The 21301-nt window shown below is 61.6% G+C and carries 16 protein-coding genes; 14 read left to right on the top strand and 2 right to left on the bottom strand.

Translation table 11 applies throughout. The features are described 5' to 3' along the window. Positions 1–185 precede the first annotated feature (185 nt). On the bottom strand, positions 186–1376 hold the full coding sequence (locus QCE79_RS12440; RefSeq protein ID WP_309844487.1) for a M20 aminoacylase family protein: 1191 nt from the start codon (positions 1374–1376) through the stop codon (positions 186–188). A gap of 166 nt (positions 1377–1542) precedes the next feature. On the opposite strand from QCE79_RS12440, the gene QCE79_RS12435 reads away from it, so the two are divergent. Beyond that, on the top strand, positions 1543–3624 hold the full coding sequence (locus QCE79_RS12435) for a molybdopterin oxidoreductase family protein (protein WP_309844484.1): 2082 nt from the start codon (positions 1543–1545) through the stop codon (positions 3622–3624). 130 nt (positions 3625–3754) lie between these two features. Next, positions 3755–5428 carry a long-chain fatty acid--CoA ligase gene (locus tag QCE79_RS12430; protein WP_309844482.1) on the top strand — a complete coding sequence of 558 codons (1674 nt, stop codon included), beginning with the start codon at positions 3755–3757 and terminating at the stop codon, positions 5426–5428. Positions 5429–5581: 153 nt separating this feature from the next. Here the strand turns inward: QCE79_RS12430 and QCE79_RS12425 are convergent, their stop codons facing one another. Next, on the bottom strand, positions 5582–6760 hold the full coding sequence (locus QCE79_RS12425; RefSeq protein WP_244826313.1) for a porin: 1179 nt from the start codon (positions 6758–6760) through the stop codon (positions 5582–5584). A 346-nt stretch (positions 6761–7106) separates the two neighbouring features. Between QCE79_RS12425 and coq7 the strand changes: the two genes are divergently transcribed. From coq7 to murC, 12 genes are all read left to right on the top strand, one after another. After that, complete coding sequence (gene coq7 / locus QCE79_RS12420; protein ID WP_244826312.1) at positions 7107–7763, top strand: 2-polyprenyl-3-methyl-6-methoxy-1,4-benzoquinone monooxygenase; 657 nt, start codon at positions 7107–7109, stop codon at positions 7761–7763. A gap of 384 nt (positions 7764–8147) precedes the next feature. Next, positions 8148–8576 (top strand): division/cell wall cluster transcriptional repressor MraZ, encoded by a 429-nt coding sequence (gene mraZ, locus QCE79_RS12415; protein ID WP_250465724.1) that lies wholly within the window; start codon positions 8148–8150, stop codon positions 8574–8576. A gap of 15 nt (positions 8577–8591) precedes the next feature. Beyond that, positions 8592–9545 carry a 16S rRNA (cytosine(1402)-N(4))-methyltransferase RsmH gene (gene rsmH, locus QCE79_RS12410; protein WP_309844478.1) on the top strand — a complete coding sequence of 318 codons (954 nt, stop codon included), beginning with the start codon at positions 8592–8594 and terminating at the stop codon, positions 9543–9545. Next, the gene (ftsL, locus tag QCE79_RS12405; protein ID WP_250509509.1) at positions 9542–9886 is read left to right on the top strand and encodes a cell division protein FtsL; all 345 of its coding nucleotides are present in this window, start codon (positions 9542–9544) and stop codon (positions 9884–9886) included. The genes rsmH and ftsL overlap by 4 nt, the downstream gene beginning before the upstream one ends. Then, positions 9883–11742, top strand: coding sequence for a penicillin-binding protein 2 (locus tag QCE79_RS12400; protein WP_244826308.1), 1860 nt, complete (start codon positions 9883–9885; stop codon positions 11740–11742). Before ftsL ends, QCE79_RS12400 begins: the two co-directional genes overlap by 4 nt. After that, complete coding sequence (locus tag QCE79_RS12395; RefSeq protein WP_309844470.1) at positions 11739–13265, top strand: UDP-N-acetylmuramoyl-L-alanyl-D-glutamate--2,6-diaminopimelate ligase; 1527 nt, start codon at positions 11739–11741, stop codon at positions 13263–13265. The genes QCE79_RS12400 and QCE79_RS12395 overlap by 4 nt, the downstream gene beginning before the upstream one ends. Continuing rightward, positions 13262–14692: a UDP-N-acetylmuramoyl-tripeptide--D-alanyl-D-alanine ligase gene (gene murF, locus QCE79_RS12390; RefSeq protein ID WP_244826306.1), complete on the top strand. Its 1431-nt coding sequence runs from the start codon at positions 13262–13264 to the stop codon at positions 14690–14692. The genes QCE79_RS12395 and murF overlap by 4 nt, the downstream gene beginning before the upstream one ends. A gap of 20 nt (positions 14693–14712) precedes the next feature. After that, positions 14713–15882 carry a phospho-N-acetylmuramoyl-pentapeptide-transferase gene (gene mraY / locus QCE79_RS12385; protein WP_250465716.1) on the top strand — a complete coding sequence of 390 codons (1170 nt, stop codon included), beginning with the start codon at positions 14713–14715 and terminating at the stop codon, positions 15880–15882. A 77-nt stretch (positions 15883–15959) separates the two neighbouring features. Beyond that, positions 15960–17471: a UDP-N-acetylmuramoyl-L-alanine--D-glutamate ligase gene (murD, locus tag QCE79_RS12380; RefSeq protein WP_309844467.1), complete on the top strand. Its 1512-nt coding sequence runs from the start codon at positions 15960–15962 to the stop codon at positions 17469–17471. Beyond that, on the top strand, positions 17468–18766 hold the full coding sequence (ftsW, locus tag QCE79_RS12375; protein WP_244826303.1) for a putative lipid II flippase FtsW: 1299 nt from the start codon (positions 17468–17470) through the stop codon (positions 18764–18766). The genes murD and ftsW overlap by 4 nt, the downstream gene beginning before the upstream one ends. Beyond that, positions 18763–19896, top strand: coding sequence for an undecaprenyldiphospho-muramoylpentapeptide beta-N-acetylglucosaminyltransferase (murG, locus tag QCE79_RS12370; RefSeq protein WP_309844463.1), 1134 nt, complete (start codon positions 18763–18765; stop codon positions 19894–19896). The genes ftsW and murG overlap by 4 nt, the downstream gene beginning before the upstream one ends. Before the next feature lie 3 nt (positions 19897–19899). Continuing rightward, positions 19900–21291, top strand: a complete 1392-nt coding sequence (gene murC / locus QCE79_RS12365; protein ID WP_309844460.1) for a UDP-N-acetylmuramate--L-alanine ligase — start codon at positions 19900–19902, stop codon at positions 21289–21291. Positions 21292–21301 lie beyond the last annotated feature (10 nt).

Below are 21301 nucleotides of genomic sequence, written 5' to 3'. Positions count from 1 at the left end.
CCGTGAAACGACTCCACGCCGATGATAGTGCGGATCTCCCGTGTGAAAGTAGGTAATCGTCAGGCTCCTCATGCAGCAACAAAAACCCCACCCCCAAACAGGTGGGGTTTTTGCGTTTCTGCGGCATCTGGCGTGCAAAGAAAGCGCTGCTTGGTTCGAGCAGCGCCAAAATAAAAAAATCAAAGTTATCGGGCTAAGAACCGCTCTGCCAATCGAACCCAGTAAGACGAGCCGACAGACAACAAATCGTCATTGAAATCGTAACTGGCGTTATGCAACATGCAGGGACCGGCACCATGTCCATGATCCCGATGACCGCCGTTGCCATTTCCGAGAAACGCGTAACACCCGGGCTTTTCAAGCAACATGAACGAAAAGTCCTCCGCGCCCATTGTCGGTTCGACTGAGGCGTTCACCTTATCCTTGCCTACAACGGCAGTCATCACTTCCGCCGCAAACTTCGTCTGCTCAGCGTCGTTGATCGTCGGTGGATAATTTCGATGAAAATGCAGTTCCGCCTCGCAATCGTAAGCCGATGCCGTCGCTTCGACGATCTTGCGCATACGTTCTTCGATAACGTCTAAAGTCTCGACCGTGAACGTGCGCACCGTACCACCTAACCATGCCTCGTCCGGCACGACATTGACCGCGTCGCCAGCATGAATTTGGGTGATCGAAAGCACGGCGGTATCGATAGGCTTCTTGTTTCGAGTGATGATGCCCTGTAACCCATTAGCGATCTGCACAGCAGTGAATACCGGATCGCGTCCGTTATGAGGCATTGCCGCATGCGAGCCGATGCCGCGAATTGTGATCTGAAACTCATTGCTCGACGCCATGATTGGTCCGGAAACCACGCCGAAGTGCCCCGCTGGCATTCCCGGCCAGTTGTGAATCCCAAAGACGGCATCGACAGGGAAACGCTTGAACAAGCCGTCTTCGATCATTGCACGCGCGCCTGCGCCACCTTCCTCGGCCGGCTGAAAGATGAAAACAATCGTGCCGTTAAAGTTGCCATGCTCCGCCAAGTGTTTTGCTGCGCCGAGCAGCATGGCAGTGTGCCCGTCGTGACCGCACGCGTGCATGCGGCCGGGGTGGGTCGATCGATGCCCGAAGGTGTTGATTTCCTGAATGGGCAGTGCGTCCATATCGGCGCGTAGTCCGATCGACCCGTTGCCGGAGCCACGCTTGAGCACGCCGACGACGCCCGTCTTTCCCAGCCCACGATGCACAGTAATGCCCCATTGCTCGAGGCTTTCCGCGACAAGCTTGCTCGTCCCCGTCTCTTCGTAACGCAGCTCCGGGTGAGCGTGAATCGTTCGTCGGAGAGCTTTGATTTCTTCGTGCGATGCTTCGATTTCGGGGATCAGATTCATTTTGGAACCGTTCTCACGTTTGAATTCGGACGTTGCGCATTGACACTGCGTCGGTCCTTGCATTCTACGCCGTCATTATTTGATGATTTGAACGGTCGTTCTCACGACGACCATAATAAAATCGACTCATCTGACGCTTTTCATCTGGTAATCCCGGACCCACGCCATGAACGCTCCAACCGAGTTCGCCCGAGCCGTCTGCCCACATGATTGTCCCGATACCTGCGCAATGCGCGTCACGGTCAAGGACGGCAAAGCGGTAAAGGTCAGCGGCGATCCGGATCATCCGCCGACGCAGGGCGTGCTTTGCACGAAGGTGACGCGTTATGCCGAGCGCACGCATCATAAAGACCGGCTGCTCACGCCGTTGCGCCGCGTCGGCCGGAAAGGCGAAGGGCGCTTCGAGGCGATTAGCTGGAACGACGCGCTCACCTTGGCGGCCAACAAGCTGAAGTCGATTGGACAGCGCGCGCCCGAAGCGATTCTCCCGTACAGCTATGCCGGCACGATGGGACTGGTACAAGGCGAGAGCATTGCGGCGCGTTTTTTCAATGTGCTCGGGGCGTCGCGGCTGGATCGGACGATCTGCGCCGCCGCCGGGACTGCCGGCTTGCGCTACACATACGGCGCGAGCCTCGGCATGCATACCGAGTTTTTCGAGGAAAGCGAGCTCATCCTGATCTGGGGAGCGAATCCGATCGCGTCGAGCCTGCATTTCTGGACGCGTGCGCAGGAAGCAAAGCGGCGCGGCGCCAAGTTGATCGCAATCGATCCGTATCGGTCGCTCACGGCGGAAAAGTGTCATCAACATATCGCGTTGCGGCCCGGAACGGATGCCGCGCTCGCGCTCGGCATGATCGACGTTTTGATTCGCGAGGATCTCATCGACCGTGAATATGTCGATGCTCACACGCTCGGCTTCGAAGAACTCAAGGCGCGCGCGGCGCAGTTTCCGCCTTCGCGCGTGGCGTCGATATGCGGTCTTGACGAGAAGACGGTGATCGGTCTCGCGCGTGCATTCGGTTCTACCAGGAAGGCGTCGATTCGCCTGAATTACGGTATGCAGCGCGTGCGCGGCGGCGGCAATGCGGTCCGCGCCATTGCCTGTCTGCCGTCGCTCACGGGCGCATGGCGTGAGCGCGCGGGCGGAATGCTGCTGTCGTCGTCGGGTTGGACTGCGGTCGATGGAAACGCGCTCGAACGTCCGAACCTGTCGCCCGGCTGGCCGTCGAAACTGCCGCGCATCGTCAATATGAACGCTATCGGCGACGCGCTGCTGAACCCCGGAGACGACGCATTCGGCCCGAAGATCGAAGCGCTGATCGTCTATAACTCGAACCCGGTGGCCGTGGCGCCCGACTCCGCGAAAGTCGCCGCGGGCTTTGCGCGTGACGATCTGTTCACCATTGTTCTCGAACACTTTCAGACCGATACGGCTGACTATGCCGATCTGATTTTCCCGGCGACGACACAGCTCGAACACTTGGACGTCCATAAGTCTTACGGGCATACGCATGTGATGGCCAACTTGCCGGCCATTCAACCGGTCGGCGAAGCGCGCACGAATACAGACATCTTTCGCGGTCTCGCGCGCGCCATGGGCCTCACCGAACCGGCACTTTTCGAGACCGACGAACAGATTGCATCGAAAGCCTTTCGCTGGGCCGATGCGACGCTCGAAGGTCAGGACTGGAACGCGCTCAAAGAGACGGGTTGGCTGAAACTCAATCTCGCCGATGCGCCCTTGGCTCAAGGCGCCTTTCGCACGCCTTCGGGCAAGTGCGAGTTTTATAGCGAAGGTCTGAAAAGCGAAGGACTCGATCCGCTGCCCGATTATCTGCCGCCGTACGAATCGACGGACGGCTCGCCCGAACTCGCGGCGCGCTATCCGCTCGCGATGATCTCGCCGCCCGCGCGCAATTTCCTGAACAGCAGTTTCGTGAACGTCGAGAGTCTGCGCGCGACCGAAGGCCAGCCGCATCTCGATATCCATCCTGCCGATGCCGAACTCCGCGGTATCGAAGACGGCATGCTGGTTCGCATCTTCAACGATCGTGGCTCGATGCAAGCGCGCGCCCGTGTAACCGAACGCGCGAAGGAGGGCGTCGTGGTCGGGTTGTCGATCTGGTGGAAGAAGTTGTCCCCCGATGGCCGTAACGCCAATCAGGTAACGAGCCAGGCATTGACCGATCTGGGGGGATCGGCGACGTTTTACGACTGCCTGGTCGAAGTGGAGTCAATGCATTGAGTCGTAATGAAAGAGCAGGCCGGAACGAGTCTGGAAGGCGGCGTCTAACCCAATTGTCGGAAGCGAGGCAAGCAGCTAGCATCTCGTTTTCGCACGATCATTCTAAATTCCAATAAGAAGGAGACGCCGCATGGAAAAACCATGGTTGAAGTCCTACCCGGACGGCGTACCGGCTGAAATCGACGTTTCCGCGTACCTGTCGGTTTCCCAGTTGCTCGAAGACAGTTTCCGCAAGAACCGCGACCGGCGCGCGTTCGTCTGCATGGGCAAGTCGATTACCTACGGCGAACTCGACGACATGTCGAAAAAGCTCGCGGCATGGTTTCAGACGAAGGGTCTCAAGCCCGGCGCGCGCGTCGCGTTGATGATGCCCAACGTGTTGCAATATCCGATCGCGATTGCGGCGGTTCTGCGCGCGGGTTATATCGTCGTCAACGTCAATCCGCTTTACACACCGCGTGAGCTCGAACATCAGTTGAAGGACAGCGGCGCGGAAGCCATCGTTTTGCTCGAGAATTTCGCGCATACGCTGCAAGCCGTGGTGAAGAACACGGCCATCAAACACGTGGTTGTGGCCGCGCTCGGCGACCTCATGGGTTTGAAAGGGCTCGTCGTCAATCTGGTCGTGCGGCGCGTGAAGAAGCTCGTGCCCGAGTGGAGTCTGCCCGGACGGGTTCGCTTCAATGACGCGCTCAGCGAAGGTGGACGCGCCACGTTTCATAGCGTCGAACAAAGGCCCGATGACGTCGCGTTCCTGCAATACACGGGCGGCACGACGGGCGTTGCCAAGGGCGCGACGCTTTTGCATCGCAACCTGATCGCGAACGTGTTGCAATCCGAAGTCTGGCTGGATCCGGCACGCAAGCGCCGGCCCGATATCGACCAGTTCATCTGCGTGGTCGCGTTGCCGCTTTATCACATCTTCGCGCTGACGGTGTGCGGCATGCTGACGATCCGCACCGGCGGACTCGGCGTGCTGATTCCGAATCCACGCGATATCGCGGGGACGATCAACGAACTGAAGGGCATACAGATCAATACGTTTCCGGCCGTCAACACGCTCTATAACGCGCTGTTGAATCATCCCGAATTCGACCAGCTAGATTTCTCCAAGCTCATCGCGGCGAATGGCGGCGGCATGGCGGTGCAGGAAGCCGTCGCCAAACGCTGGTTCGCGAAGACGGGCGTGCCGATTGTCGAAGGCTACGGGTTGTCCGAAACGTCACCCTGTGTGACCTGCAATCCGGTCACGGCGATGGAATATACGGGGACGATCGGCTTGCCGTTGCCATCGACGGAAATCGTCATTCGCGACGACGACAACAACGACGTTCCGTTCGGTCAGCCCGGCGAAATCTGCATTCGCGGTCCGCAAGTCATGGCGGGCTACTGGAACCGCCCCGACGAAACCGCGAAGGTGATGACGCCCGACGGCTTCTTTCGCTCGGGCGACGTGGGCGTCTTCGATGATCGCGGTTACGTGAAAATCGTCGATCGCAAGAAGGACATGATTCTCGTGTCCGGCTTCAATGTTTATCCGAACGAGATCGAGGACGTGGTCGCCATGCTGCCCGGCGTGTTCGAAGTGGCCGCGGTCGGCGTTAAAGATCAGAACTCGGGCGAGGCGGTGAAGCTCTTCATCGTGCGCCGTGATCAGAGCCTGACCGAAGCGGATGTCGTGGCGTTCTGCAAGGAGCGGCTGACGGGGTACAAGCGGCCGCGCATCATCGAGTTTCGCAATGACCTGCCGAAGAGCAATGTCGGCAAGATCTTGCGGCGCGAATTGCGCGACGGCACGGCCTGAAGAATCGATTTGGCAAATGGAAAAGCCTTCGTGTCGAAAGACCGAAGGCTTTTTTCTTTGCATCGCATAGAAGCGGTTATGCCCGACGCGCCATGCCATATAAAAAAGGCGCCCGAAGGCGCCTTTCAAGAGATACCGCTATGTTAAGACTTGTTAGAACTTGTGGCGAATACCGACCAGTGCCGCGACCTGGTTCGACGTCGACGAAGGCGACAGACCGTTGATGCTTGCGACTGCTGCGCGTTGCGTCGAATCCGTACCCGTTGCGTGCTGGTACACACCGTCGATATACACGTCCGTGCGCTTGGACAGGAAGTAGTCCGCGCCGAGCATGCCTTGGTGGTACTTGGCATCGGCCAGGCCGTAGCCCTTCGTGTAGTCGTAAGCGACGCCGAGCAGCAGAGCCGGGGTCAACTGATACTTGAAGTTGAGTTCGGCGTTGTGGAACTTGCCCGAACCGCCCGTGTAAGCAGCCGGGTTGAGGCCGGCGCCGGCTTCGCGGCCGACATCCTTGAACTGCGTGTTGCTGTACGTCGCGCCGACCGTTGCCGCGCCGAACGTATAAGCACCGCCCGCCGAGATCACTTGTTGCGTGTGAGCCGATGCGAAGCCCGAGATCACGCGGCTGTTCGGGAAGTTCGAAGCCGTACCGGCCGTTGCAGCCGTGCGCGAGGTCGTGTTGTTGCCGAAGAACGAATAGTTCGGGTCCTTGACGTTCAAGTACGCAGCGCCCAATTGCAACGGGCCTTGCGAGTAGCCGAGGCCAGCCGACCAGATCTGGTTGCGATTGAACTGACCTGCGTTGCCGCCCAGGCTGTACAAGCCGCCGAACGTGAAGCCGGCGTAGTTGGCGCTCGTGAACTTGACCGAATTGTTGACGCGCAACGAGTTGTTCATGTTGTCGAGGTCGCCCGGGTGCGCACCGAAGTACGTCGCCCACTGGCTGCCGACTTCGAACGCGCCGGTGAAGTCAACCACGGAGTCGTACTGACGACCCAACGTGACCGTGCCGTACTGCGCCGTCGACAGACCGACGTAAGCCTGACGGCCGAACTCGTCGCCGCCTTGACCCAGCGCGCCGTTGAACACGTTGAAGCCGTTTTCCAACACGAAGAGGGCCTTCAGACCGCCGCCGAGATCTTCCGTACCACGCAGGCCCCAACGGCTGCCCTGCACGTTGCCGCTGTTCAAGGCATACAACTTCTGACCAGCGCTATTGTTCGAGTACAGGAAGCCAGCGTCGATGATGCCGTACAGCGTCACGCTGCTTTGCGCGTGGGCGGCGCCAGCGAAGGTGCCCAAAGCGGCCAAAGCGAGAAGCGACTTTTTCATTGAATAGATCTCCAAGGAGTGTTTGCGACTTTTGGGCAAGGTCACTGTTCTATCGCCAGTGTGTTGACGTCCCTGCCGGGCACTTCTGAATGAAGTTGAGACGTAATGTAACAAAGAGGTCTTGGGCGACAAAGGAAAAGGGGCCGGTCTGCGCACCTCGTGTGACGTTTTTGCAACATGCGCTAAAATCTTGGTTTTGCAGGAATTTTATGACTCGCGTTTGCCCTAATTCAAAATTTGATTAGTTCAAAAAGCCTGCTTTGGATATTTCTTGCCAGAGAATATGGCTTGCTGAAAGAAGGCGAAGAGCATCGAATTCCGCGCAACGAGATGAGGGAGAAAAACCATGACGCTAGACGAAGTCATCAGCGAATTCGACCGCGGCCTGCGTTCCATGGCGGGTATCAGCCGCATGTCGCGGCCGGTTCCGGAGCCGAACGCGCTCGGTCAGTCGGAGATGAGCCTTCCGGGCATCGACGAACCCGCGCTCGACGAGAAGGAGCGGTCGCACGCCGCTGGTCTGATGCGCGTGAACCATGTCGGCGAAGTCTGCGCGCAGGCGCTTTATCAGGCCCAGAAGCTGGCGACCAATAGCCCGCAGCTGAAGGCGAGCTTCGAACACGCCGCGCGCGAGGAAGAAGACCATCTCGCGTGGACGTCCAAGCGCCTTCGCGATCTCGATTCGCGCCCGAGCCTGCTCAATCCGTTGTGGTACGCAGGCGCACTAGCCATCGGCTTTGCAGCCGGACGCCTCGGCGACCGCGCGAGCCTGGGTTTCATGGCCGAAACCGAGCGTCAGGTGGAGCAACATCTCGATGGCCACATGAAGACGCTGCCGCAAAACGATCACGCGTCGCGCGCGATCGTCGAGCAGATGCGGCAGGACGAAGCCGCACATGCCGCCGCGGCTATCGGAGCGGGCGGTGGTGAGGTTCCGTTCCCCGTGCGAGCGTTGATGCGCGCAGCATCGAAGATCATGACCCGCACCGCTTACTATATTTAGACGGCAGTCTCATGGTCGATGGCCTGCTCCATCGACCAAATTACCGTTTGCGCGTGCGCGGAGGCGGCATATCCACCTATAAGAACGGTTACATTTCATTCATTTTGTCGGTCAAATTCACGTAACACTTTCACATCGTCCACTAGCTCTATAATTTATAACGCTTTTCTACTTTGTGCTACTTTAAGCTCCTGCGCTAAGTCCTTGTTCTAACGGGCAAAAACTACTCGAAAAAAAGTTTCGCGTCTTGACCGAGGAAATGCCTTCCACTAAAGTGGGAGACAGTGTCAGAAAGTGGTCTTTTGTGTGATTTCGGAGTCACATTAAGGCTACTTCGCAAAAAGACGGGCGCCAACGGGGGCGTCAGCACAGGGAGAAGGGCGAGTGTTCCAGGGAGCGTCGGCGCTGACGCTCGATGCGAAAGGACGGATGTCGGTTCCGTCTCGCTATCGGGAAGCGCTGCAAGGGCAGGCAGAAGGCCGGGTGACGCTCACAAAGAGCCCGGATGGATGCCTGTTGCTGTTTCCTCGCCCGGAGTGGGAAGTCTTTCGCGCCAAAGTCGCCGCGCTTCCCATGGAAGCCATGTGGTGGCGGCGCATCTTTCTCGGCAACGCAATGGATGTGGAAATGGACGGCGCCGGCCGCGTATTGGTCTCGCCCGAACTGCGCTCTGCCGCATCGCTTGAAAAAGAAGTGACCCTGCTCGGCATGGGCGTGCACTTCGAATTATGGGACTCGCAGACCTATGCGGCGAAGGAAGCCGCGGCGATGGCGCAGGGCATGCCCGACGCGCTGAAGAATTTCACTTTCTGACGCGGCGCTAAAAACATGGCACCTGCGATGAGAAATGAACTGCAGCATCGCACGGTGCTGCTAAACGAAGCAATTGACGGGCTGATCACGCGCGCGGACGGCATCTATATAGATGGCACTTTCGGGCGCGGCGGACATAGCCGGGGCATTCTGGATCGGCTGGGCGAAGCGGGGCGGCTCGTCGCCTTCGACAAAGACCCGCTCGCAATCGCCACGGCGCAACAGATACAAGACTCACGCTTTTCGATCGTGCATGACAGTTTCGCTGCCCTGCGCGATACGGCGAGCGAGCGTGGGATGGGGCGAGTGTCGGGCGTGTTGCTGGACCTGGGCGTGTCGTCGCCACAAGTGGACGACCCGGAGCGCGGCTTCAGTTTTCGCGCGCAAGGTCCGCTCGACATGCGCATGGACCCGACTCGAGGGGAGTCGGCGGCAGGGTGGCTCGCGCGGGCAACGGTGCAGGAACTCACGGAGGTGATCAGAGATTATGGGGAAGAACGGTTTGCTTTTCAGATTGCAAAGGCGCTTGTTGCTCGCAGGGCAGAGTCCGAGCGTCTTGGGCCTCTCGACAGCACGAGCGAGCTTGCCGAAATCGTGGGTCACGTCGTCAAAACCCGTGAGAAGGGCAAGGACCCGGCAACTCGCACCTTTCAAGCTATACGGATTCACGTCAATCAAGAGCTTGCGGAGTTGCAAGTAGTACTTGAGTCGGCACTTTCGTTGTTGGAGCAAGGGGGGCGGCTGGTCGTGATCAGCTTTCATTCGCTCGAAGACCGGATCGTCAAGCGTTTCATGCAGGCGCATGCCAGCGCGCCCGCCGTGGACCGTCGCTTGCCGATCCGCGCGGTCGATCTTCCCAGCCCGCCGTTGCGGGTCGTGGGCCGCGTGTTTCCGAGCGACGCTGAAGTCGCCGCCAACCCGCGCGCCCGGTCCGCGGTCATGCGTATCGCGGAGCGGATCGCGCCATGAATCGCCTCAACATCTTCCTGTTGATCGTCGTGCTCGGGTGCGCGTTGTCGGTCGTCAGCGCCACCAACAAGCAGCGGCAAGTGTTCATCGAATTGCAAAGAGCGCAGTCGCAAGAGCGTCAGTTGCAGCAGGATTATGCGCAGTTTCAGTATCAGCAGAGCGCGTTGTCGAAGACCTCGCGCATCGAGCAATTGGCTACTAACTCGTTGAAGATGCAGCCCGTCACTACCGGCCGCACGCAATACCTGACCTACGACCCGGCGACCTTCAAGGCCGCCGACGCGCCCATGCCGCCGCCGCTGCCCGCGTCGGCGCCGCCCGCACGCGGAGCCAAACGATGAAAAAATCCGCGAAACAAAAGGACGTCGCCTACACGCCGAATCCGATCCTCGCCGTGCGTCTGCCCATGTGGCGCTCGAAGCTGGTCGTGTTCATGTTGTTCATGGCGTTCGTCGCGCTCGCCGGGCGGGCATTCTGGATCCAGGGTCCGGGCAACGCGTTCTTCAAGAAGCAAGGCGAAAGCCGCTATCAACGCACGCTGGAAATGCCCGCCACGCGCGGCCAGATTCGCGACCGTAACGGTCTCGTGCTCGCCACGAGTCTGCCGGTGAAGGCCATCTGGGCAATTCCCGAAGCCGTGCCGAACGACCTCGGCGCGGACAAGCTCGCGCAACTCGCAAAGTTGCTCGACATGACGCAGAAAGATCTGCGCGCGAAACTCTCGATGGACAAGACCTTCGTCTACGTGAAGCGTCAGGTGCCGCTCGAAGTCGCGCAAAAGGTCGCGGAGCTCGACGTTCCCGGCATCTATTCGCGCGGCGAATACAAGCGCTTCTATCCGGAAGGCGAAATCACTGCGCATCTGATCGGCTTTACTAATATTGAAGACAAGGGACAAGAAGGCGTCGAACTCGGCGACCAAGGTGTCCTCGCGGGTACGCCTGGCATGCGTCGCGTCATCAAGGACCGCATGGGTCATATCGTCGAGGATGTCGACGAGCAGGTCGTGCCGCATAATGGTACGGACGTCGAACTCTCGATCGACAGCAAGATTCAGTACATCGCGTACACGAATCTGAAGGCTGCGGTCGAGAAGTCGAAGGCGAAGGCTGGCGCTGCAATTGTGATCGACACCAAAACGGGCGAAGTACTCGCGCTCGTCAACTATCCCACGTACAACCCGAACGACCGCACGCGCATGACTGGCGAGCAGTTGCGCAACCGCATTCTCACGGACACTTTCGAGCCAGGCTCGATCATGAAGCCGTTCACCGTTTCGCTCGCGTTGGATTTGCATCGCGTGACGCCGAATACGCTCGTCGAAACGGGCGGCGGCACGTTCGTGCTGGACGGCGCGCGCATCACGGACGATTCGGGTTTCGGCACGCTCACTGTCGGTGGAGTGATTCAGAAATCGAGCAATATCGGCGCGACCAAAATTGCGATGCAATTGCGCGCCGAAGAAATGTGGAACATGTACACGAGCCTCGGTCTCGGTCAGGCGCCGAAGGTTGGTTTCCCTGGCGCGGTGACGGGACGGTTGCGGCCGTGGAAGAGCTGGCGGCGCATCGAGCAGGCAACCATGTCTTATGGCTACGGCTTGTCTGCTTCGCTGTTTCAGCTAGCACGCGCTTATACCGCGATTGCGCACGACGGTCAGGTCATGCCGGTGTCCATTTTCCGCACGCCGGGCGATCAACCGGCGCAGGGTCAGCAAGTGTTTTCGCCAACCACCGCACGTGAAGTGCGCGCCATGCTCGAAACCGTGGTGTCGAAGGGCGGCACGTCGCCGGATGCAGCGGTGCCGGGCTATCGCGTCGGCGGCAAGAGCGGCACCGCGTACAAGCATGCGGGTCGCGGTTACGACCATTCGAAGTATCGCGCGTCGTTCGTCGGCATGGCGCCAATGCCGAATCCGCGCATCGTCGTGGCCGTATCGGTCGATGAACCGACGGCGGGCAGTCACTTCGGCGGCCAGGTTTCGGGTCCCGTTTTCTCGGCCATCGCCGGCGACACGCTGCGTGCGCTCAATGTGCCGCCCGACATGCCGGTCAAGCAAATGGTCGTGACCGACGATTCGAACTCCGCAACGCAACCGCCGGCGAAGCAGCCCGCGAACAACGCCAACAACGCAATAGCCGCGAAGAAATACGCAGTGTCGAGCAATACGAAGACGCATCCGGGAGTCGTGCGATGAGCGCGCAGGCCCGCCAGATATCGAACGCGGTCGAATGGCTGCGCGCACATGCGCAACCCTCGGCGAACCTGCATGCCGACACGCGCTCACTCAAGAGCGGCGACGTGTTTCTGGCCTATGCCGTCGATGGCGCGGACAACCGTTCTTATCTGAATGCCGCGCTCGCAGCGGGCGCGGTGGCGGCGCTGTATCAGCCGGAAAACTTCACGGGCAAGGCGGATGCGTCGAAGACGCTCGCCGTCGCAAAACTCAACGAACTCGCCGGCCCGATTGCCGCTGCATGGTACGGCGAGCCGACCGCGTCGATGCTCACCGTTGGCGTGACGGGCACCAATGGCAAGACTTCGTGCAGTCAGTGGATTGCCACCGCGCTCACCGCGCTTGGCCGGCCGTGCGCAATCGTCGGCACGTTGGGTATCGGCATGCCGGGCAAGCTCGTGCATACCGGCTTCACCACGCCCGACGCGGCACAGCTTCAGCGCAATCTCGCGCAACTCAAGACGCAGGGCGCGGAGGGCGTGGCAATGGAAGTCTCGTCGCATGCGCTGCATCAAGGGCGCGTGAACGGCACGGATTTCGACCTCGCCATCTTCACGAACCTCACGCAGGATCATCTCGACTATCACGGCACTTTCGACGCATACGAAGCCGCCAAGGCGCGTCTTTTCGCGTGGCCCACGCTCAAGACCGCAATCGTCAATCGCGACGACGCGGCGGGACAACGTTTGATCGAATCGCTGCGCGGCAAGGTGCGCACGATTGCATACGGCGTCGATATTCCCGTGAACGCCGTGCCAAGCGCCGATGCGCTTTTGCTCGCGACCAACGTGCGCGCCACCGCAACGGGCACCGCGCTTCATCTTTCGTCGGACTGGGGCGAAGCCGACGTGGAAGTCGGCACGCTCGGCGCCTTCAACGTCAGTAATCTGCTTTCCGTGCTCGGCGTGCTGCTCGAAGTCGGCGTGCCGTTCGACACCGCGCTTGCACGCATCGCGAAACTCGAATCGGTGAACGGCCGCATGGAGCGGCTCGGCGGACGGCCGCAAAGCGATGAGCCGCTCGTCGTGATCGACTACGCGCATACGCCCGACGCGCTCGACAAGACACTCGCCGCCTTGCGTCCAATTGCGACTGCGCGTGGCGGCGAACTCGTCTGCATGTTCGGATGCGGCGGCGACCGCGACGCGACCAAGCGCCCGCTCATGGGCGCGATTGCCGAGCGCCTTGCCGATCAGATCGTCATCACGAGCGACAACCCGCGCGGCGAAGACCCGCAAGCGATCATCGACCAGATCGCGGGCGGCATGAAGGACGCCAGGAAAGCGCGCCGTATCGAAGATCGCGCGAGCGCGATCTTGCAGGCGATTCGCGCGGCGGCGCGCGAAGACGTCGTCGTGCTGGCCGGAAAGGGCCACGAAGCCACGCAGGAAATCATGGGCAAGAAACGCGCTTTCTCGGATCAGGACCACGCACGCCTCGCGCTTGCCGCACGTGCCACGCAGCAGCGCGGAGGTGGCGAATGACCATGTTCACCTTGCGCGAAGCCGCAGCGCTCATTCCCGGCGCCGTTTTGCAGGGCGATGAAAACCTCGCGATCGAACGCATCGTCACCGACAGCCGCGCGGTTCAGGCCGGCGATCTCTTCGTAGCGGTGAAGGGCGATCGTTTCGATGCGCACGACTTCCTCGATCAGGTTGCAAAGGGCGGTGCGTCGGCGGCGCTCGTTTCGCGCGAGCCATCATCCGGGAATGCCTGGCCGCTGCCAGTCATCAAGGTAAAGGACACGCGCATCGGGCTCGGTGCGCTGGCACACGGCTGGCGTGAGCGCTTTGCCATGCCGCTCGTCGCCGTTACCGGCAGCAACGGCAAGACCACGGTCAAGGAAATGATCTCGTCGATCTTCGCGGCCGCGGTCGGCGAAGATGCGCGGCTCGCCACGGCCGGCAACTTCAACAACGACATCGGTTTGCCGCTCACGTTGTTTCGCCTGAACGCGGCGCACAAGCTCGCGGTCGTCGAACTCGGCATGAATCATCCCGGCGAAACGAGTGTGCTCGGCAAGATCGCCGCGCCGACCGTCGCCGTGGTGAACAACGCGCAACGCGAGCATCAGGAATTCATGGCAACGGTGGAAGCCGTCGCGCTCGAACATGCATCGGTCATTCACGCGCTCGGCGAAACCGGCACGGCCGTGTTTCCCGCCGACGATCACTACGCGAGCATCTGGCGCGTGGCCGCGACCGGCAATCCGATCATGGACTTCGCATTGAGCGAGGACGCAGCGAAGGCGGCCGTCACCGGCACGCTCGACGGCACGACGGTGCACGTTCGCTCGCCGCAAGGCGAGATCGACATCGCGCTTGCCGTGCTTGGCGATCACAACGCGCGCAACGCATTGGCCGCAACGGCGGCGGCACTGGCTGCAGGCGTATCGCTCGATGCCGTCAAGCGCGGTCTCGAAGCATTTCAGCCGGTCAAGGGACGTCTGCAAGTGAAGCGCGCGGTGCTTGGCGCGCTTTCCGGCGCCACCGTTATCGACGACACGTACAACTCCAACCCCGACTCCATGCGCGCGGCCATCGACGTGCTCGCATCGCAGGCATCGCCGCGCGTGCTCGTCATGGGCGACATGGGCGAAGTAGGCGAAGAAGGTCCCGCGTTCCATCGCGAAGTCGGTGCTTATGCGGCACAACGCGGAATCGACGCGCTCTTCGCGTTGGGCGACGCGAGCGTCGATTCCGTGAACGCATTCAACGCTGCGGCATCGAAGCAGGCCGGCGCGCATTTCAACGATGTCGCCGCCCTGATTCAAGCAGTGCAACAAGCCGGCTTCGGACCCGGCGCCACGTATCTCGCGAAAGGCTCGCGCTTCATGAAGATGGAGCGCGTGGTGGACGCCGTGACAAGTCCACAACCACCCGTCGCGGGCACCACGCCCGCGGCACACTGAACTGAAAGAGAAGGACCAGCATGCTACTCGCACTCGCGCAATGGCTCCAGAATGACGCCAGCTTCATGCGCGTGTTTACCTACATCACGTTCCGCGCAGTGGGCGCCACGGCGACGGCGCTCCTGATCGGGCTCGTCTGCGGTCCGTGGGTGATCCGCAAACTGACCGCGCTGAAAGTCGGTCAGGCCGTGCGCCGTGACGGCCCGCAATCGCACCTCGTCAAGTCCGGCACGCCGACCATGGGCGGCGTGCTCATCCTCATTGGTATCGCCATTTCGACGCTGTTGTGGGCCGACCTCACCAACCGCTTCGTGTGGATCGTGATGCTCGTGACCTTCGGCTTCGGCGTGATCGGCTGGGTGGATGACTACCGCAAGGTCGTGTACAAGGACCCGCGCGGGATGTCGTCGCGCGAGAAGTATTTCTGGCAGTCGGTCATCGGTCTCTTCGCCGCGGTGTACCTCGCCTTCAGCGTGTCCGAAGCGAACAACGCGCGCGTGTTCGATCTCTTCATGGCGTGGGTGCGCAGCGGTCTTTCCATGGGTCTGCCAGCGCGTGCCGACTTGATGCTGCCGTTCATCAAGGCGATCAGCTATCCGCTCGGCGTATGGGGCTTCATCGCGCTGACGTACTTGGTGATCGTCGGCGCCAGCAACGCGGTGAATCTCACCGACGGCCTCGACGGCCTGGTCATCATGCCCGTGGTGCTGGTGGGCGCGTCGCTCGGCGCGTTCGCTTATGTCATGGGTAGCTCCGTGTATTCGAAGTACCTGCTGTTCCCGCATATTCCCGGCGCGGGCGAATTGCTGATCTTCTGTTCGGCCATGGGAGGCGCCGGTCTCGCTTTCCTCTGGTACAACACGCACCCGGCGCAAGTGTTCATGGGCGATGTCGGCGCGCTCGCGCTCGGCGGCGCGCTCGGCACCATTGCCGTCATCGTGCGTCAGGAGATCGTGCTGTTCATCATGGGTGGCATTTTCGTGGCCGAAACGCTTTCGGTCATGTTGCAAGTCTTCTGGTTCAAGTTCACGAAGCGCCGTTATGGCGAGGGCCGCCGCTTCTTCAAGATGGCGCCGCTGCATCACCATTACGAACTGTCCGGCTGGACCGAGACGCAAGTGGTGGTGCGCTTCTGGATCATCACGTTGATGCTGTGTCTGCTTGGTTTGTCGACGTTGAAGCTGCGTTGATTTCGCGGTGATTTTCGTGTCGATGGTGCGACGTTCGAAGGTTTCTTGAATTTTCGTTTCAGGTCAAAGGTAAAGCGATGTTTGGCGAGAAGTTTGTGGATCGGCAAAGTCCGATGGTGCTTGTGCTGGGACTCGGTGAATCGGGTCTCGCGATGGCGCGCTGGTGCGCCAGGCACGGCTGCCGCCTGCGCATCGCCGACACGCGCGAACTGCCGCCCAATCTTTCAGAGCTCGCCATCCATCAGATCGATGCGGACTTCGTCGGCGGTCCGTTCTCGACTGAATTGCTCGATGGCGGTATCGAGATCGTCGCCATCAGCCCGGGACTTTCGCCGCTCGCGCCGGACCTCGCGCCGCTGATCGATGCTGCTAAAGCACGCGGCATTCCTGTGTGGGGCGAACTCGAATTGTTTGCGCAGGCGCTGGCCAAGCTCGGTATGGACGGCTATCAGCCGAAGGTGATCGCCATCACGGGCACGAACGGCAAAACCACGACGACCGCGCTCACGGGCCTCCTGTGCGAACGCGCGGGCAAGCGCGTGGCGGTCGCGGGCAACATCAGCCCGGCCATGCTCGACAAGCTCACGGAAGCCATCGATCAAACCGCGCTGCCCGACGTCTGGGTGCTCGAACTGTCGAGTTTCCAGCTCGAAACCGCGCACACCTTCGCGCCGGACGCCGCCGCCGTGCTGAACATCACGCAGGATCATCTCGACTGGCACGGCGGTCTCGACGCCTACGCCGCCGCGAAAGGCCGCATTTTCGGCGCGCGCACGACGCGCGTGCTGAACCGCGACGACGCCCGCACCATGGCGCTCGCGAAGAACGTCGCGGCGAATCGCGTGGTGAGCTTCGGTCTGGACGAGCCGGTCAACGTGGGCGACTACGGGCTTTTGCGCGAGAACGGCATGGTCTGGCTCGCGCAAGGCGTGGATCAGGACGCCGCCGACGAACCGGTCAGCTCGCGTCGTCGCAAGCAGGAAGCCGCCGCGCCGAACGTGGTGAGCAAGCGCCTCATGCCCGCCGACGCGCTGCGCATTCGCGGTCTGCATAACGCCGCCAACGCGCTGGCGGCGCTGGCGCTCGCACGTGCGGTCGATCTGCCGCTCGCCGCCTTGCTGCACGGCTTGCGCGAATATCACGGCGAGCCGCATCGCGTCGAAGTGATCGCGCAGATCGAAGGCGTCGATTACGTCGATGACAGCAAGGGCACCAACGTCGGCGCCACGGTCGCCGCGCTCGACGGTCTCGCGCAACGCATCGTGCTGATCGCGGGCGGTGACGGCAAGGGCCAGGATTTCTCGCCGCTCGAAGCACCGGTCGCACGCTGGGCGCGCGCCGTCATGCTGATCGGCCGCGACGCGCCGCGCATTCGCGAAACGCTCGAAGCCACCGGCGTCGCGCTCGAAAATCACGCCTCGCTCGAAGCCGCGACGCAGTCCGCCGCGCGCCTCGCGCAACCGGGCGATGCCGTCCTGCTCTCGCCCGCCTGCGCGAGCCTCGACATGTTCAAAAACTATGCACATCGCGCCGACGTATTTCGCGGCGCGGTCGAAGAAATTGCCGCCGCGCGGGGAGTCATGCTATGAGCTGGTCGGAACGCTTTGGATCGAAATTGACTGGCCAGCGCAACGCGGTTCCGCAGGATTCGCTTGCGGGTCGCGCGGGCGCTTCGGTGCGCGTCGGACGTCCCGAAACCGCGGGCGGCATTTCGAGCGCGGTCAACGGCGTGCGTCCGGCGCGCTCGCGCATGCTCGACTACGACTACTCGCTTTTGTGGGTGATGATCTCGCTGCTCGGCCTTGGCATCGTGATGGTGTATTCGGCTTCGATCGCCATGCCCGATTCGCCGAAGTACGCGCAGTATCGCGACTATCACTTCCTCGTGCGCCATCTGATCTCGATAGCAACGGCGCTCGTCGGCGCGGTCATCGCGTTCAAGATTCCCATCAAGACCTGGGACAAATACGCGCCGAAGCTCTTTCTCGTGGCGCTCGTGCTGCTCGTCATCGTGCTGGTGCCGCATGTGGGCAAGGGCGTGAACGGCGCGCGCCGCTGGATTCCGCTTGGCATCACGAACATGCAGCCGTCGGAAATCATGAAGCTCGCGGTGACCATCTACGCCGCGAACTACACCGTGCGCAAGCAAGAGTTCATGCATAGCTTCGGCAAGGGCTTTTTGCCGATGGCGGTCGCGGTCGGCGCGGTCGGCGCGCTCTTGCTGCTCGAACCGGACATGGGCGCGTTCATGGTGATCGCGGCTATCGCCATGGGCGTGCTGTTCCTCGGCGGCGTCAACGGCAAGCTGTTCGGCGGCCTGGTGGCGACGGCGGTCGGCACCTTCACCTTGCTCGTGTGGGCATCGCCTTGGCGTCGTGAGCGAATCTTCGCTTACCTCGATCCGTGGGACGACCGTTACGCGCAAGGCAAGGCTTATCAGCTCACGCACTCGCTCATCGCATTCGGACGCGGCGAATGGTTCGGCGTGGGCCTCGGCGGCAGCGTCGAGAAGCTCAACTATCTGCCGGAAGCGCATACCGACTTCATCCTCGCGGTGATCGGTGAAGAGCTCGGCTTCGTCGGCGTGATCTGCGTGATCCTGTTGTTTTACTGGATCGTGCGCCGCGCATTCGAGATCGGCCGTCAGGCACTCGCACTCGATCGCACCTTCGCCGGTCTGATGGCCAAGGGCGTGGGCATCTGGTTCGGCGCGCAGACCTTCATCAACATGGGCGTGAATCTCGGTCTTCTGCCGACCAAGGGTCTCACGTTGCCGCTCGTGAGCTACGGCGGCTCGGGCATTCTTTTGAACTGCGTCGCGCTCGCGGTACTGCTGCGCGTCGATTATGAAAACCGGGTGCTGATGCGCGGAGGCAAGGTATGACCGTGCAAGGCTCATCCACTGCGAACGCACGCACGCTGATGGTCATGGCGGGCGGCACCGGGGGCCACGTGTTCCCCGGTCTAGCGGTCGCGCACTGGATGCAGGCGCAGGGCTGGCGCGTGGTGTGGCTCGGCAATGCGAGCGGCATGGAAGCGACGCTCGTCCCGAAGCACGGTATTCCGATGGAGTCCGTGCGCTTCGGCGGCGTGCGCGGCAAGGGCATCAAGACCAAGTTCATGTTGCCCGTGAATCTCTTGCGCGCGTGTTCGCAGAGTCTGCGCGTGCTGCGTCAGGTGAAGCCGGATGTCGTGCTCGGCATGGGCGGCTACATCACGTTCCCGGCGGGCGTGATGACGAGACTCGCCGGCTGCCCGCTCGTGCTGCACGAACAGAATTCCATCGCGGGACTCGCGAACAAGGTGCTCGCGCATCTTGCGAAGCGCGTGCTCGTCGCTTTTCCGAACGCGCTGCCCAATGCCGAATGGACGGGTAATCCCATTCGTGCGGAACTAACGCGCACATTGCCACCTAAAGAACGCTATGCCGCGCGTTCGGGCCGGTTGAACGTGCTCGTGGTCGGCGGCAGTCTCGGCGCGGCTGCGCTCAACGAAACGGTGCCGAAGGCGCTTGCCCTGTTGAGCGACGAAGAACGTCCGCGCATCGTGCATCAGGCAGGCGCGAAGCATATCGAAGCGCTCGAAGCGAATTACGCCGCGGCAGGTTTTTCGCGTGGCGGCGACTTGCAACTCGTGCCGTTCATCGAAGACATGGCAAGCGCTTATGCGGCAGCCGATCTCGTGATCTGCCGTTCAGGCGCGATGACCGTCTCCGAGATCGCGGCGGTCGGCGTAGCGGCGCTGTTCGTGCCGTTCCCGTTCGCCGTCGACGATCACCAGACGACCAACGGCGCGTTCCTCGCCAGGAACGGCGCGGCGAAATTGATACAACAACGCGATTTGTCGGCGGAAAGGCTCGCCGGCTGGTTGCGTATGCAGTCGCGCGAAACGCTCACGGCAATGGCCGAGCGTTCGCGCGCGCTGGCGAAACCGGACGCGACCGAACGGGTCGCGAAGGTTTGCGCCGACGTGGCCGGTGCGCGTACCCACGCGCAAGCTCGAGAGGCACATTAAGTCATGAAACATATCGTCAAACACATTCACTTCGTCGGCATTGGCGGAGTCGGGATGAGCGGCATCGCCGAGGTGCTGCTCAATCTCGGTTATCAGGTCAGCGGTTCGGACCTGTCGAACAACGCAATCACCGAGCGCCTCAAGATGCTCGGCGCGCGCGTGGCTATCGGGCATCACGAACAGAACATCGAAGGCGCGAACGCGGTCGTCGTATCCACGGCCGTGCGGCAAGACAATCCGGAAGTGCTGGCCGCGCGTCATCGTCGCGTGCCTATCGTGCCGCGCGCGGTCATGCTCGCGGAACTCATGCGCCTGAAGCAGGGCATCGCCATTGCCGGCACGCACGGCAAGACCACGACCACGTCGCTCGTCGCAAGTGTGCTGGCGGCAGGCGGACTCGATCCGACCTTCGTCATTGGCGGCCGGCTGATCAGCGCGGGCGCGAATGCGCGGCTCGGCACCGGCGACTTCATCGTCGCGGAAGCGGACGAGTCGGACGCGTCGTTCCTCAACCTCTTTCCCGTGATCGAAGTCATCACGAACATCGACGCCGATCACATGGACACCTATGGCCACGACTTCGCGCGGCTGAAGCAGGCGTTCATCGAATTCACGCATCGCCTGCCGTTCTATGGCATTGCCGTGTTGTGCGTGGACGACCCGAACGTGCGCGAAATCCTGCCGTTCGTGTCGAAGCCGATTATCCGCTACGGTCTCGGCGCCGAAGCGCAAGTGCGCGCGGTGAACGTCGAAGCGCGCAGCGGCCGCATGAAGTTCACGACGCTGCGCGAAGACGCGCCGCCGCTCGATATCGAACTGAATCTGCCGGGCACGCACAACGTGCAGAACGCGCTCGCCGCCATCGCCATTGCGACCGAACTCGAAGTCGCGGATGCCGATATCCAGCGTGCGCTCGCCGAGTTCAACGGCGTGGGCCGGCGCTTCCAGCGTTATGGCGAAGTGAAGGCGAACGACAACGAAGGCGCGTACACGCTGATCGACGACTACGGTCATCACCCGGTCGAGATGGCCGCGACCATCGCGGCGGCGCGCGGCGCGTTCCCGGATCGCCGGCTCGTGCTCGCGTTCCAGCCGCATCGCTACACGCGCACGCGCGACTGCTTCGAGGATTTCGTGAAGGTGTTGTCCACCGTCGATGCCCTCGTGCTCACCGATGTCTACGCCGCGGGCGAAGCGCCCATCGTCGCCGCCGACGGCCGTGCGCTCGCGCGCGCCATCCGCGTGGCGGGCAAGGTCGAACCGGTGTTCGTCGAAACCGTGGACGAAGTACCCGATGCCGTGACGACGCTTGCGCGCAACGGCGACGTGGTGATCACCATGGGCGCGGGTTCCATCGGCGGTGTATGCGGGCGGCTCGCGCTGAGCCAGAACTGAACATGAAAGA

The sequence above is a fragment of the Caballeronia sp. LZ003 genome, assembly GCF_031451465.1.
In the GTDB taxonomy this organism is placed as follows: Bacteria; Pseudomonadota; Gammaproteobacteria; order Burkholderiales; family Burkholderiaceae; genus Caballeronia.
The sequence above is the reverse complement of the archived record's forward strand: the minus strand, read 5'-3'. Positions and strand labels throughout refer to the sequence as shown.